The organism is Francisella adeliensis, assembly GCF_003290445.1.
In the GTDB taxonomy this organism is placed as follows: domain Bacteria; phylum Pseudomonadota; class Gammaproteobacteria; order Francisellales; family Francisellaceae; genus Francisella; species Francisella adeliensis.
Map to the genome: position 1 here is coordinate 1,865,932 of NZ_CP021781.1, position 15,250 is coordinate 1,881,181.

The following is a 15,250-nucleotide window of genomic DNA, read 5'->3' on the forward strand; positions in this document are numbered from 1 at the left end:
TATAATACTAAAAAATAATGCTTTCATTATAATCGTAATTAATCAAATTAGTCAAATTTATGAATAAAAAGCTAAACTAAGACAACTCTATTGGATCAATATCAAAATAAACTTTAATAGTACTAGACACATCACTTAAAACATTCTCTCTAACCCAGTTTACTACACTATTTATTTGTTTACGATTTGATGATGTCAGTAGCAAGCTATAGCGATAGGTATTATTTCTCTTTAAATGTAGTGCAGGCAATGGTTTTGATACTTGAATCTGTTCAACTTTTGCTAGTTTAGTGTAAAGTTGACTTAAAAACTCTAATACCGCTTGCTCATTGCGAGATTCTGCTAAAATTTGAGCTTGAAATGTATAAGGTGGATACTTTGCATACTCTCGCTGCTCAAGCAGATAATCTAAAAACTCTAAATAATCACTACTGACCAACAACTGTAACAACTTATTTTCTGGCTGATATGTTTGTAATAGAATCTTACCTGGTTTATCTGCTCTCCCTGCTCTTCCTGAAACTTGCACTATAAGTTGAGCTGTTTTCTCTATAGCATGAAAATCTGTACTGTAAAGTCCAGCGTCAATATTTATGAGTCCAACTAGTGTAATATTTGCGAAATGATGTCCTTTAGCAATCATTTGTGTACCAACAATCACATCAACCATATTTGAGCTAATCATTTTGTTAACTTCATCAAGGTCATCTATTGTTTTTATATTGTTACGATCAAATCTTATAATTTTATTATAGGGAAATTTTGACTCTATGCGAGATTGAACCTTTTCTGTACCTGTACCATATGTAAAAAGCTCACCTTCATCACAAGATTGACAGCTTGTAACAATTGGCTTGCGTGTACCACAGAAATGACACTGTAAATACTGATAAGGGTGTGTATGTAGTGTGTATGGTTTATCACATTTTTTACACTCCACAGCAACATTACAGCTTTTACAAACCAAGGCCTTAGCAAAGCCCAACTTATTTATAAAAACTAATGATTGACTATGAGCGTTGATGTTATTACCAAGTTCATCAAATAACATACTACAAATACCATTGTCAACAATTGATGATTTAAGATCTATCAATCTGACTTCATTTGAAAAATTATTTAGAGCTTTAGACTTAAGCTTTAGTAACTCATATTTGCCTGCTTTACAGTTAAAGTAGCTTTCTATCGATGGTGTTGCACTACCTAAAACCACAGGAATATCAAGCTGACTAGCCCTATAAATAGCAACATCTCTAGCATTATAGCGAATCGTACTAGATTGTTGTTTGAAAGAACTATCATGCTCTTCATCAACTATAATCATGCCTAAATTCTTAAAATCTGACAATACTCCACTACGAGTTGAAATAACAATATCAGCTTTACCATTACGAATATTCAACCAACTTGTAAGGCGAGTCTTTTCTGAGACTTTTGAATGTAGCGTAACAATCTTGTTCGTAGGAAATCTTAGTTCAAAGCGTTTAAGAGTTTGGGGTGTAAGGTTTATCTCGGGAATAAGCACCAAAATCTGTTTGTCCTTATCAAGCACTCTTTGAATAGCTTGTAAATAAACCTCTGTTTTACCACTTCCTGTTACACCATATAACAAAAAAGTCTTAAAACTAGCTTGTCTTGATATTATTTCAAAAGCAGTTTGTTGATCTTCATTAAGCTTTTTAGCTATGTCTTGATCACTGCTTAAGCTAGCTATACTTTTTAATTCTGTTGTTTTTATGAGTATATTTTTATCTATTAGACGAGAGATAATATTGAGTGAAAACCTAGACTTTAAGTCTTCATACTTAATTGCTTGATCCTCTTCAAAGACATCTAATACTGCTTGTTGCTTTACAGTAAGTCTTGCCTCTTGTGTTTGAGAATTTTTAAGTATAAAAGTCTCTTTTTGAGGCTTTATTATTTCGCTTTTGAAAAAATCATTAGGTAGAGCTAAACGAATAGCATTATACAGATCACAACAATAGTATCCGGCTATCCAATAAATAAGTTTCTGTATTGCAATACTTATAGGGCTATCGACTATTTTAGTAATTGGCTTAACTTTCTCTACTGGATAATCAATAGAAACATCTTTAACTACAACAAAACCAATAAGCTGGCGTTTTCCAACTTGGACAAGCACTCTGTCAAAAAGATTTACTTCACTATCGATACTATAATCTAATAGATAATTAGGGGGAACTTGTAAAGCAACTTTGACTATCATTTTACTTTGGAAGAATGTTTATGCCAATAGTAAAAACCATAAACTGCTGTTAAGAAAAATATGAAGTTTTGTATCGTTTGGCCATGTAAACCTTGCTGGTACATCACAACAACAAAATACAAATCTGAAACTATCCAAATAATCCAATTTTCCATAAATTTTTCAATAGTCATAATCACAGCAACAAATGTAATACCTGTGAGCAATCCTGTAGATAAAATATCTTTTGAACCTGTAATATAGTTAAAACCAACTCCTAAAGCACAAAGCATAATAATGTAGCAAATATAACGAATATAATCTTTCGCTTTCATCCACCTTATGACTTGATCGCCCTTATCAATACCTTGTGTATGCCACTTATACCAACCGTAGCTAAAAAATATAACATATACACACTGTAAGAGAACCAAAGAATAAGTCCCTTTAATAGCAAAAAGAATTAATAACAATACCGCCCCGACAATACCTAAAGACCATGACCATATTTTTAGTCTAGCCAAATAAATAGTATATAGAACATTGATTATCAATGCTGAGTAATCTAGAAAACTTATAAACATTTAGTCACCTTCAGTTTTAAAACAGTCATATAGTTTAATATCAAGGTCTTGATACAGATCTGATTTAACTGTATTTAATGCCGTAACACAAGAGTTTTTTAAACTTAATGTAGGATTGAAAGCGATATATATTTTTCTCAAACTAAGATCAAAAACATCGCAATTTAAATAACAAATATCATGTGCTCCTATTCGGACAATGTTTTGCTCCTCAAGGGTATACAGTATAGATTTTATCTTATCATAGTCAGCAATATCTAGCCTCTTATATAGGTCATCTATAGATACTCCATTAGATAAATCTTTCTGTGCTTTATATAACTCGCTAAGCATATTTATGCTTATACTTAAATCATCATTTTTAACCTCTCTTTTAAAATCAAAAGTGATTTTCATATACTGTATTGCTCTGATCATCACAGAACCTAAAAGAGTAATATGCCAAGTTAAATATACCCACAGTATAAATATAGGAATTAAAGAAAGTGAGCCATAAATAACAGAATATGTCGGTACATAAATCATATATAGAGAAAATATTTTCTTCGCCACAGTAAACACTATTGCTATCATAAATGCTGAAGCTAAAGCTATAGAGGAGCTGATCTTTGTGTTTGGCAAAATCTTATAAACTACAAAAAAACCACCTGTTAAAAACATCAGCGACAAGGCACTTAAAAGATACTGCTCTAAACCGACATCCTTAAAATAAAAAGTCATCGAAAGCACATAAGTACTCGAAATAAATATAAAACCAAGAAGCAATGGCCCCATTGACATTAAAGCCCAATAAACAAGCAGACTTTGTACCAATGAGCGTTGTTTTTTTACATAAAATATTTTATTTAAAGTTTTCTCAAGTCTTTTTATCATCATAAAAATAACTATCAATAAAACAAACACCGAAGTTACAGGTAGTGTAGTCATTTTGCTTGAGATAGATACAATATACTGTTGAACTGTGTTTGCAGTATCTGGAAGCATATTAGAGAACAAAAACTGCTGAATCTCACCAGAAAGATGATTAAATACATTAAAAGTATTCAAAATATTTATTATAATAAAAAAAGTTGGTACTATAGCAAACAAACTTGCAAGAGTCATTGATGCTGCTACAGTGGGGCAATCTTTACGAAGATACTCTTTTATAACCCAAATCCAGTAGTTTTTAAACACTGGTAAATATTTTTTGTATAATTTAATATCAAACATAGAAGTACAGCAATGAAAAACATACTAATACTATACTACAGCCAGGGTGGAAGTACAAAGAAAATGGCTGAAACTATTGCTCTTGGAGTAGAGGCTACAGGTGCAACAGCTATTCTCAGAACAGTGCCAAATCTTTCCGCAAATACAGAGCAGGTAGACCCTGTTATTCCTGAAACAGGCGACTTGTATGCATCTAAAGAAGACCTTATAAGCTGCGACGGCCTGATTGTAGGATCACCGGCATATTTTGGAAATATGGCATCTCCATTAAAGTACTTCTTAGAAAAGCATGCCGATGTTTGGTTTAAAGGGAGCTTAATAGGTAAACCTGCAGGCTTTTTTACCGCAGCATCTGGAATGCATGCAGGACATGAAAGCACTCTTCTATCAATGATGATACCTTTCATTCATCATGGCTGCTTAATTGTTGGCGTTCCGTATAGCGAGCAAGCATTAGAAACCACTCGTACAGGAGGTACTCCTTATGGAGCTTCTCATCTAAATACATTTTCTACAAACAAAACGCTATCTGACGATGAAATCAAAATATGCAAAACACTTGGCAAAAGAGTCTCTGATATAGCATCTAAACTTTCAAACTAAGGGTTTATTTATGAAAAAAATATTCTTTTTATTTTTTCTTGTAACAACTCTTTTAACGAGTTGTGCTAGTAATGATCCTAGCTATTCTGCCAGCTCAATCGGGCAGGTCTCAAATGTAGTGCAAGGAAAAATCATAGATATTCAAAAAGTAAATGTAAAGGGTAAAGATAATGTCGGTGCTCGTGTTGGTGGTCTTGCAGGTGGACTTGGTGGCGCTCTAGCTGGTAGTGGAAACATGCTAACAAGCATAGCTGGCTCAATTGGAGGTGCTCTAGTTGGTGGTGTCGCAGGTGGGGCTACAGAAAAAGCAATCACATCCTCTACCGCATTTCAGTTTGTAATCCAACTAAATACTGGCAAATCTATCGCTGTACTTCAAGAAGAGAATAAAGGTTTAAGTGTCGGTGATGAAGTAACCATATTTGAATCAGGAAATAACACTCGAATAGTCCCTATATCAACAAAGTAAAGTTCCTAACAACTCTTCAAATCAAACCTAAATCTATTGCCTTCATCATAACTATAGCCTAATATAAATGTATGTACTTTATATTTTACATAAATATTTCTAACACAGGCTGCTATAAATATGTATAAAGAAAGATTAAAAGCTCTAGGCATTTCAATTTGGTTTATATGCGCATTCTTCTACGCACTTGAATACTTTATTCGTTCATCTAGCGGAGCTCTTTACGACTCATATGCTGTTCTTCCCTATAACATGTCACCTGAGCAAATGTCTTTATCTAGCTCAGCTTTTTACCTAAGCTATGTAGTTGCTCAGATCCCATCTGGAATGTTAGTTGATAAATACGGTATCAAGAGAATTATGATAGCTAGCTCTATAATATTCTCAACTGCAATTTTCATAGCATCTATGTCAACCTCTCCCAATATGATTATCTTATATAGAGTGCTTGCTGGTATAGGTGGTGGATTTGCATTTTTGTGTGCATTAAAAAGTATTGCACTATGGTTACCAGACCGTTATTTCCCAATATTTACTGGTTTTACACAGTTTTTTTTATATCTTGGTGCAACACTATCTGCCGGTCCTTTGGTAATTATGGCTAAATATACCTCTATATCCGTGATAATGAGTGGTGTATTTTTAGTTTCCGTAGTCTTACTTCTGTTTAGTATTTTTGTAATCAAAATTCACCCTAGCTACGAAACTAAGCCCGCAATACAGAAAAGAAAAGTTAGCGCAGTCCAAAACCTTTTAAAAATCATGAAAAATGAACAAATATGGCTTCACGGTTTTTACTGCTTTACTATATATGGGACTACTGTTCTATTTGCAGACTTATGGGGAATCCGTTACCTTGGTTTAATAGGATTCTCTCAAGAAACAGCTGGGCTATGTACCTCTTTAATCTTCATTGGTATTGCTATATTTAGTCCCATATGGGGAATAATTGCAACAGCTATAAACAGTGAAGCTAAGCCATTGATTTTTGCGCCTTTGCTAGGAATATTTGTCGTTATCTCTCTTCTTTACCTAAATACCAGTCTATATGTAGCATTTATTTTATGCATACTTTTTGGTGGGATACAAGCTGTCCATGTGCTTAATTACTCTTCTTTACGAAAGAGTGTTGCTCCTGTCCGAATAGCTACTGCTCTAGCTTTAGTAAATATGTTTTTGCCTTTAAGTGGTGGTGTTTTGCAGCCTGTTACCGGGTTTATCATCCAAAGTCTAGGGCACCATCATAGTGACCTATACTCATTCCAGATTGCTTTATGCATTATTCCTCTACTCATGCTTTTATCATTTATCATTGCTCTTTTTATAAAAGATACAAATGACTAATTGATAAAACTTTACTACTGCCTCTATTTAACTTATCATTCTCTTTAAAACCTCTCACTCAAACAATACCATTATGAAAAAAATATTTTTAATAATTTTTGCTTTAGTAAGCCTCTCATTCACAGCATTCGCTGAAAATGCGAAACTAAATGTAGTAGCAGCTGAAAACCAGTACGGTAGTGTTGCCAAACTTATCGGTGGAGATAGTGTGAACGTTACAAATATAATAAATAATGCCGACGGTGACCCACACACATTCATATCATCTGTTAAGAATGCTAAGCTTCTAGCTAATGCTGATGTAATTATATATAACGGCGCTGATTATGACTCATGGATACAACCAATATTGAAAAGTAATAAAAAAGCTACTGTTATTAAAATTCAAGATTTAGCAGAATTCAAAAAAACATCTAATCTTGGTATAAACCCACATCTTTGGTATAAGCCTGAAACTTTCCCTGCTCTTGCTAAAAAACTTACAGAAGTTTATTCAAAAATAGACACAGTTAAGGCAGATGATTCTTTATACCAAAAGAACCTTAAAGAATTTAACAACAAATATAAAACAGTTGATAGCCTTGTAGAAGCTATCAAAAAAGACTACTCTGGAACACCTGTAACAGCTACAGAACCTGTATTTGGTTATATGGAAGAAGCTCTTGGTCTAGAAACTAAAGGTTTAGACTTCCAATGGGTGATTATGAATGACTCTGAACCAAGTCCAAAAATGATGATTGCTTATCAAGACTTACTTAAAAACAATGAAGTTAAAGTGCTTTTCTATAACAAACAAGTAACAGACAATACTACCAAAAACATTCTAGATTTAGCAAATAAACAGGGTATACCTGTTGTTGGAGTTACTGAAACTATGCCAACAGATAAAGATGCTATTTCATGGATGGTTGATACTCTTAATGAAACTCAACAAGCACTAGCTCAATCAAAAAAATCTGCAGAAGAAACCGCCAAAAAATGATTAAATGCCAAAACCTTATTATTGGTTATAAAAATACGCCTTTAAGTAAGCCTATTAATTTAAACATCCCAACTAATGCTTGGGTTGGTATTGTTGGTAAAAATGGAGTTGGAAAGTCAACTTTCTTTAAGACTATGCTTGGTAAGATTCCTAGTATATCTGGCACAATTACTGTTGATGATAAAAAATTTGATACTGATGTAATAAGCTATATTCCTCAAGAAAGAGATGTCAATCATGAAGAAAAAACTTCTGGTCTAACACTTGTAAAGTATAGTTACAAACCAAATTTTTGGGGATTGCCATTTTTTAATAAAAGCTTTAAGCAAAAATTAAACTATCTTGTAAATTTGACACAAACTCAAGACTATATATCTCGACCCTTCAAAGACTTATCAGGTGGTCAAAAAAAGCGCATATATCTTATGCAAGCTCTTATTAATGAGCCAAAAATACTGCTTTTAGATGAGCCATTATCTGATCTTGATCCAAATGCTAAGCAAGAATTTTTGCGTTGCTTAAAAGAAATTCATGCAAAAGAAAATATTACGTTGCTATTAATTTCTCATGATATGAAAGAAATAAGCACTCAGCTTGACTCATTTATACACTTTAAAGATGGAGATTGCCATTACTGCGATGAAATGCCTTGCTTAAAGGAGGATATTTGTGTTTAGTTATACTTTTATGCAATATGCTTTTATTGCTGGAACTATTATCGCTTTTATCTGTGGTTTAATAAGTTTTTTTGTAATTATTCGTAGACTTTCTTTTGCTTCCCATGCTCTTGGACATATAAGTTTAACTGGTGCTGCTGGTGCTGTTCTTTTAAATCTTTCAGCCCTTACAGGTCAGCTAACAGTAAATCTCTTTGCCGGTATTCTAATGGGTGCATTTGGAGATAAAATCAAAAAAAATGATATCGCTATAGGTATTGTTTTAACATTTTTCTTAGGCCTAGGAACTTACTTTTTATTTTTATATCAAAATGGTTACTCTGGCTCTGTGATGACAATTCTTGTGGGAAATATCCTTACAGTATCTCTTGAGCAAATATATGTATTATTCGGCTTAGCAGTATTTACAGTTATTTTATTAGGCTTCATTGCTCGACCACTATTTATATCTTCGATTGACCCAACTTTTGCTGAGTCTAAAAACATCTCAAACAAATTACTATCTATACTCTTATTTATATGTATTTCAATCACCGTATCAATGGCTTGTCAAGTTGTAGGAATTCTATTGGTTTTTTCATTACTTATAGGTCCAGCAGCGATTGCAACTCAATGGGTAGATGGCTTTTATAAGCCGATAGTTTTAAGCTGTGTTATATCAGTCATGACTGTATGGCTTGGCATTGTCGCTGCCTACTATATTGATGTACCTATTAGCTTCTTTATAACAACAATTATATGTGCTCTTTACATAGCAAGTATTCTTAAAAACAAGTTATATTCGTAACTGACTTTAAGGTATAAAAAAAACATGGTGATTTCTAGTATTTTTAGTTATAGTATCCATTTCATTTAATATCATTTGCCTTTATAATAACCTCCATCTAAAAAGATTTCTTATATATTAAAAATATGGTTATTACAAAAGAAATAGAATATCGTGCTGATAATGTACTTTTAAAAGGTTTCTGTGCTTATCCAGACAAAGGTGCTCACTTATCTGCTATCATTATAGCTCCTACATGGGCTGGAAGAGATAGTTTTGCATGTGATAAGGCTATGCTACTAGCAAAAAGAGGCTATCTAGCTTTTGCTTTAGATTTATATGGTGATGGTAAAGTCGGACAATCAAAGGATGAAAATGCCTCTTTAATGAACAATCTTTTAGAGGATAAGTATGCTCTTATGACAAGATTAAGGGCTGCCTTTAGTGTTGTTAGAAAAATGCACCGAGTCGACAAATCAAATATTGCAGCAATAGGATACTGTTTAGGTGGTAGATGTGTCTTAGATATGGCAAGAGCAAACATGGAGTTAAATGCTGTAATAAGCTTTCATGGGCTTCTTCAGTCAAACATAACTAAAGAACAAAATATAGAATCTAAAGTCTTAGTTTTGCATGGCAATAATGATCCTATGGTAACGCCTGAACATGTGTATAACTTCCAACAAGAGATGGAATCAAGAAAAGCTGACTGGCAATTACACACTTTCGGCAACACATACCATGCTTTTACTAACCCTAAGGCAAATGACATTGAATTTGGAACTGTATACAACAAAGTTTCAGATCAAAGATCTTGGAAATTAGCAATAAACTTCTTAAAAGAGAATTTCACTAGAGGCTACTAGTTTTTAGGCAGTTCTATAGGTTTTTCATCAAACCTATATAAGGTAGTTGACGGTATCTATCATTATAGTCTAAACCATAGCCAACTATAAATTTGTCTTCAATTTCAAAGCAAACATAGTCTAAGTCGACTTCTCTTTCTAGCCTTGCTGGCTTAAACAATAGTGTCGCAAATTTTAGAGTTTTAGGCTCAAGCTGATTTAAGCCATCAACTAATCTATGATATGTATGGCCTGTGTCGACTATATCTTCAATTATAATTACATTTTTACCCTCTATATATTCTTTTTTCAAAGAATCTATAGTTGATATAACCTTACCAGAGCTAACAGTCCCAGATCCGTACGATGAAGCTGTAACAAAGTGTGTACGAAGATCTACATCAAGCTTTCTTGTTAAGTCTGCAAAAAACATAAATGAGCCTTTTAACACACAAATAAGGACTATCTCTTGACCAGCAAAATCTTTATTTATTTCAGCTGCTAGTTTTGATATTTCTTTATCTAACTCACCAGCAGTTATATATACTTCAGTATTATCTACCGCAAAACTCATCTGATTAACCTCTATTAAAATAATCTTCTAAAAACAAAATCTGCTCTCTCGAAGGACCATAAGCCAATGCAGAAATAGGAATACCAATATGCTTTTCGATAATATCTAAATATGTTTTAAGTTCTTTCGGCATATTTTCTAGAGTAATTTCATCTTCTATAGTAAACGGCTCAAGCTCAACTAATATTGGCTCAACTTTATATAGATCTATACCTGGGTAAGCACAATCAATCTCTTTACCTTTATATTTATAACCAACACATACTTTTAATGAATCCATCTCAGATAAAACATCAATCTTAGTAATAGCTATAGAAGTAAGGTTTGAACATTTTGCAGAATACTTAAGTAATGGCAAATCTAACCAACCACATCTACGCGTACGGCCAGTAGTTACACCAATCTCACCACCCTTGTGCTGAATAAAGTCACCAACATCATCAAAAAGCTCTGTAGGGAAAGGTCCTTCACCAACTCTAGTTACATATGCTTTTGTGATACCAATCACATGATCAAGACTATCACCTGCAGTAGTAGCACCAGAGTAAACACCTGCTACAGAAGTATTTGATGATGTAACAAATGGATAAGTACCATAATCTACATCTAAAAGTACACCTTGAGCACCTTCATAAACTACATTTTTACCATCTGCTATTGCTTGATCGATTATAGAGAAAGTATCTGCGGCATATTGTCTTAATTTTTGACCTAATGAATATAGTCTTTCTAACTCTTCATCTATACTAGGATAATCAACTTTATATAAATCTTTAAACAAAGCTTCTTTTTCAATCAATGCTAACTCTAGTCTTGACCTTAATAATTCTTTATCAAATAAATGAGCAAACTTTATACCCTTACGAGAAACTTTATCTTCATAAGCTGGACCAATGCCTTTACCTGTAGTACCAATCTTTTCAACAGCACTATTTTCACGTACTGCATCTAGAATTTTATGATAAGAAGTAATAACTGTACATGAACCAGACACAAGTAAATTCTCACCACTAATAGAAATGCCTGTCTCTTGTAATCTAGTGATTTCTTGATCTAATGCAACAGGATCTACAACTACACCATGACCAATCACACATTTAGTATGTTTGTGTAACACACCAGATGGTACCAAGTGCAAGAAAGTTTTCTTACCATCCACAACTAGTGTATGCCCTGCATTATTACCACCTTGGTAACGAACTATTAAGTCTGATTTTTCTGCTAAAGTATCAGCAATCTTGCCTTTACCTTCATCGCCCCATTGAGCACCTACAATTACGATATTTGACATCTATTTGAATCTTGTGAAAATTAAAGTTTAGATGGTGTTATTTTAATATATTAGCTATTATTTTGCTAGTATAAAGTTTACTTCACAAAATCAACAACTGTTTCTAGCTCGAAAAATGAGTTTAAAATTGATAGCTAAAAGGCTCAACCACAAAATCTATATTTTAATATTCAAAATTGTTATAATTTCCACAAATTTTGTCTTCACCATCACAATCCACAAGGAAAAAAAATGTCTAAGAGAGTAAAACGCGTTTTAATGTCTGTTTCAGATAAAACTGGTATAGTTGAATTTGCTAAAGAGCTAAGCAAATATAATGTCCAAATCCTTTCAACAGGTGGCACATCTAAAGCTCTTAGAGAAGAAGGGCTTGAGGTTACAGATGTTTCTGATCACACGCATTTTCCAGAAATAATGAATGGTCGTGTAAAAACTCTTCACCCTCTAATCCACGGTGGTATTTTAGCAGATAGAGATAACCAAGAACACCTAGATGCAATGCTTGAGAATAGTATCGGTGCTATTGATATGGTTGTAGTAAATTTATATCCTTTTGTAAATACTGTAAATTCTGGTGCTGACTACGATACTTGCGTTGAAAACATCGACATCGGTGGCCCTTCAATGGTTCGTTCATGTGCAAAAAACCACAAGCACACTACTATTCTTACGAACCCTAGCCAATACGCAAAAGTAGTAGAAGAAATGGCTGAAAATGAAGGTAATACTACTCTTAATACTCGTAAGAAATTTGCACTAGAAGCTTTTGCTCACACTGCTGAGTATGATAGTCATATAGCTAATTGGTTTAGCAAAGAATTAGAAGAAGAGCATCCTCAAAAGCTATTTACAGTTGGTACATTAGAGCAAGTATTACGCTACGGTGAAAACCCACATCAAAAAGCTGCTGTATATTCTACAGATAAAAACACTATCAGCATCACAAATGCAAAACAGCTACAAGGTAAAGAGCTTTCTTACAACAACCTAAACGATGCCGATGGTGCTTTTGAAATGGTTTGTGAATTTGATGAGCCATCTTGTGCAATCATCAAACACGCTAACCCTTGTGGTATTGCTTCTGGTGCAAATGCTCACGAGGCTTGGAAAAAAGCATTATCTTGCGACCCAATTTCTGCTTTTGGTGGAATTGTAGCATTTAACTGCGAAGTAGATGCTGAGTGGGCTCAGTCTTTAGGTAAAATGTTTTTAGAAGTAATCATCGCTCCTAGTTATACTAAAGAAGCTCTAGAAATACTTTCAGCAAAGAAAAATCTACGTGTACTAGAAACAGGCAAAACATTTGACACAAAATCTAGCCGTATGATTAATAAAAACATTCATGGTGGCATACTATCTCAATCTTATGACAACGGTGGTGTTTCTATAGAAGACTGTAAAGTTGCTACAGATCGCCAGCCTACTGAAAAAGAATGGGCTGATCTTATGTTTGCTTGGAAGACAGTAAAGTTTGTTAAGTCAAATGCTATTGTTTACGCTCGTGACACTCAAACTGTAGGTATCGGTGCTGGACAAATGTCTCGTGTAGACTCTGCTAGAATTGGTGCTGAAAAAGCTAATTCTCACGAAAGTGCAAAAGATTCTGCAGTTGCTTCTGATGCTTTCTTCCCGTTTGCTGATGGCTTAGAAGAGTGCATAAAGGCCGGTGCTACAGCAGTTATCCAACCTGGTGGTTCAAAGAATGATCAAGAAGTTATCGATGCTGCTAATAAAGCTGGTATCACAATGGTCTTCACAGGTATGAGACACTTTAGACACTAGAAATCTCTTATATTTTCTCAAAAATAATTCTATACATACTTCTAGAATACATTATCTTTATAAAAAGAAATATTTGCATAACTGAAACTAATAGATAGACAGCACCAATATTTGATATTGTTGGCTGATTTAAAAACGATACCGCTAGTGCTATAGCAAAACCTATAATAATAGTTATGCTACCTTGTAAAGCAGAAAATACTCCCCCATAATTACAAAACCTAGACATATTTTCAGCCATTATATTAGCAAATATAAAACCAGAGCCAAAATTAATTGCTGCCACAGTTAATGCAACTGTATAAATTGACTCATAACTAACAAATGAAAAGATTAAAGAACTCATGCTTCCTATAGTTAGCCCAAATAAAATGAGTTTATTACAAGCTACCTTATTAATTAATTGCTTATTAACTAATGTTCCTACAAAATAACCTAACCCCGAAATAAGAGCAGCTAGTCCAAAAGCATCAGGTAATTGTTTAAATATATTTACTGACCAAAATGGTGCCGTAATATTGAAAATAACTGCCTGAGAAAAACATAACCCTAAAATTCCTGTTCTAGAAATAAACTCTTTATCTATAATTATTTCTCTAGAAATATTTATATAATCAGACAACTGTTTACTTCCACAAATTTTTCTATCAATTAATTTTATCGAAGCAACCAATAATATAATTGCATATATCAGTGTTACAATGAATATAGCTTGCCAATTGAAATATGTTACTAAGACACCACCAAGATATGGTGATATTATTGGCCCAATCCCCCAAGCTAAAGATAAATAAACAATTACTAGCTTAAAGCTATGCCCCTTAAACTTATCCATGGCTACAGCTCGCGAATTAACTGCAAATGACCCACACATAATCCCTTGAATAAATCTCAATACTATTAGAGCTAATATAGATTTAGTACAAAGAATTAAAACCGTAGCAAGTATGTAAATTATTAAAGATAGTATTATAGTTTTATGCCTACCATACAAATCAGATAAAAACCCAAAAACAAATTGTCCAATAGCAAAACCTACTATCATTATAGTAATTGTCGATTGAGCCATAGAACTTGAAGTAGAAAAATAATTAGCAACATCAGGTAGTGCCGGTGAATATGAATCAATGCTTACGCCACATAATAAATTTAAGACTGGTAAAAAAAATAGTAACTGTTTCTCTTGTTTATTCATCTGGAAATTCCTTTTTAGATATTTAAATATTTTATTGTTGACTATTATAAAACCTCAAGTTAACATGAGGTCAAGAGCTTTACATAGGAAAGTATATGAAAAAAAATCTAAGTGTAGGAGAGGTTGCTGAAAGATGTAATATAAAGGTTTCGACAGTCCATCATTATGAGAACAAAGGATTAATACATGGTTGGCGTAACTCCGGAAACCAAAGAAGATTTAGTCGAGATGTGCTTCGTAGAATATCAATAATTAAAGCAGCACAAAAAGTAGGAATTAAGCTAGATGATATAAAAGCTTCATTTTCACATTTACCAAAAAAACAGACCCCAGATGAAAGTGATTGGCAACGACTATCTATGGTTTGGAAAAAAGACCTAAATGAAAAAATAGACTACTTAACTAAGCTCAGAGATAATTTATCAAGCTGCATAGGTTGTGGTTGTTTATCTTTAGATAGATGCCCTCTATACAATAAAGATGATAAATTTGGAAAAATCGCTAAAGGTGCAGATATTTTTTATAGAAAATAGATTTAAATTATTATTGTGCAAATGCCCAACAAACTTGAGAAAAACGTTGTCTTGTAATCCTCTCTCATCCTTATAACAATCATGAAGTAACTAAAGATGACTATATTCTTACTATAAAATACCAATCTATAATAAAAGAATAGACCGAATATGCTATTTGCATGGAAAACTGTAAAACCAAATACTA

The 15,250-nt window shown here is 33.3% G+C and carries 15 protein-coding genes; 9 read left to right on the top strand and 6 right to left on the bottom strand.

Annotated features, from left to right (window positions below; translation table 11 throughout):
* Window positions 1-76: 76 nt before the first annotated feature.
* From priA to CDH04_RS08910, 3 genes are read right to left on the bottom strand one after another with little or no spacing between them, the layout of a single operon-like run.
* Window positions 77-2,227, bottom strand: a complete 2,151-nt coding sequence (gene priA, locus CDH04_RS08900) for a replication restart helicase PriA (RefSeq protein ID WP_112870679.1) — start codon at window positions 2,225-2,227, stop codon at window positions 77-79.
* On the bottom strand, window positions 2,224-2,790 hold the full coding sequence (pnuC, locus tag CDH04_RS08905) for a nicotinamide riboside transporter PnuC (RefSeq protein ID WP_112870680.1): 567 nt from the start codon (window positions 2,788-2,790) through the stop codon (window positions 2,224-2,226). Before pnuC ends, priA begins: the two co-directional genes overlap by 4 nt.
* The gene (locus CDH04_RS08910; RefSeq protein WP_112870681.1) at window positions 2,791-4,002 is read right to left on the bottom strand and encodes a YihY family inner membrane protein; all 1,212 of its coding nucleotides are present in this window, start codon (window positions 4,000-4,002) and stop codon (window positions 2,791-2,793) included. It abuts the gene before it with no gap.
* Window positions 4,003-4,014: 12 nt separating this feature from the next.
* Between CDH04_RS08910 and wrbA the strand changes: the two genes are divergently transcribed.
* From wrbA to CDH04_RS08945, 7 genes are all read left to right on the top strand, one after another.
* Window positions 4,015-4,605, top strand: coding sequence for an NAD(P)H:quinone oxidoreductase (wrbA, locus tag CDH04_RS08915; RefSeq protein WP_112870682.1), 591 nt, complete (start codon window positions 4,015-4,017; stop codon window positions 4,603-4,605).
* A 10-nt stretch (window positions 4,606-4,615) separates the two neighbouring features.
* Entirely contained in the window at window positions 4,616-5,074 is a 459-nt protein-coding gene (locus CDH04_RS08920; RefSeq protein WP_112870683.1) for an outer membrane lipoprotein, read from the top strand.
* A 120-nt stretch (window positions 5,075-5,194) separates the two neighbouring features.
* Window positions 5,195-6,418 (top strand): MFS transporter, encoded by a 1,224-nt coding sequence (locus CDH04_RS08925; RefSeq protein WP_112870684.1) that lies wholly within the window; start codon window positions 5,195-5,197, stop codon window positions 6,416-6,418.
* Between the two features lie 73 nt (window positions 6,419-6,491).
* Window positions 6,492-7,400: a metal ABC transporter solute-binding protein, Zn/Mn family gene (locus CDH04_RS08930; protein WP_112870685.1), complete on the top strand. Its 909-nt coding sequence runs from the start codon at window positions 6,492-6,494 to the stop codon at window positions 7,398-7,400.
* A complete protein-coding gene (locus CDH04_RS08935) occupies window positions 7,397-8,077 on the top strand; it encodes a metal ABC transporter ATP-binding protein (protein ID WP_112870686.1) in 681 nt (226 codons plus the stop codon). The genes CDH04_RS08930 and CDH04_RS08935 overlap by 4 nt, the downstream gene beginning before the upstream one ends.
* 10 nt (window positions 8,078-8,087) lie before the next feature.
* Window positions 8,088-8,864, top strand: coding sequence for a metal ABC transporter permease (locus CDH04_RS08940; RefSeq protein WP_112870941.1), 777 nt, complete (start codon window positions 8,088-8,090; stop codon window positions 8,862-8,864).
* Window positions 8,865-8,989: 125 nt separating this feature from the next.
* Window positions 8,990-9,709 carry a dienelactone hydrolase family protein gene (locus tag CDH04_RS08945; RefSeq protein ID WP_112870687.1) on the top strand — a complete coding sequence of 240 codons (720 nt, stop codon included), beginning with the start codon at window positions 8,990-8,992 and terminating at the stop codon, window positions 9,707-9,709.
* Window positions 9,710-9,722: 13 nt separating this feature from the next.
* Here the strand turns inward: CDH04_RS08945 and hpt are convergent, their stop codons facing one another.
* Both hpt and CDH04_RS08955 read right to left on the bottom strand, forming a co-directional pair.
* Window positions 9,723-10,262, bottom strand: a complete 540-nt coding sequence (gene hpt, locus CDH04_RS08950) for a hypoxanthine phosphoribosyltransferase (protein WP_112870688.1) — start codon at window positions 10,260-10,262, stop codon at window positions 9,723-9,725.
* A gap of 4 nt (window positions 10,263-10,266) precedes the next feature.
* Entirely contained in the window at window positions 10,267-11,553 is a 1,287-nt protein-coding gene (locus CDH04_RS08955) for an adenylosuccinate synthase (RefSeq protein WP_112870689.1), read from the bottom strand.
* Window positions 11,554-11,784: 231 nt separating this feature from the next.
* Here CDH04_RS08955 and purH point away from each other — a divergent pair, with 231 nt between their 5' ends.
* A complete protein-coding gene (purH, locus tag CDH04_RS08960) occupies window positions 11,785-13,335 on the top strand; it encodes a bifunctional phosphoribosylaminoimidazolecarboxamide formyltransferase/IMP cyclohydrolase (protein ID WP_112870690.1) in 1,551 nt (516 codons plus the stop codon).
* Window positions 13,336-13,342: 7 nt separating this feature from the next.
* Here the strand turns inward: purH and CDH04_RS08965 are convergent, their stop codons facing one another.
* The gene (locus tag CDH04_RS08965; protein ID WP_112870691.1) at window positions 13,343-14,530 is read right to left on the bottom strand and encodes an MFS transporter; all 1,188 of its coding nucleotides are present in this window, start codon (window positions 14,528-14,530) and stop codon (window positions 13,343-13,345) included.
* Window positions 14,531-14,625: 95 nt separating this feature from the next.
* On the opposite strand from CDH04_RS08965, the gene soxR reads away from it, so the two are divergent.
* Window positions 14,626-15,063, top strand: coding sequence for a redox-sensitive transcriptional activator SoxR (gene soxR, locus CDH04_RS08970; protein WP_112870692.1), 438 nt, complete (start codon window positions 14,626-14,628; stop codon window positions 15,061-15,063).
* Window positions 15,064-15,250 lie beyond the last annotated feature (187 nt).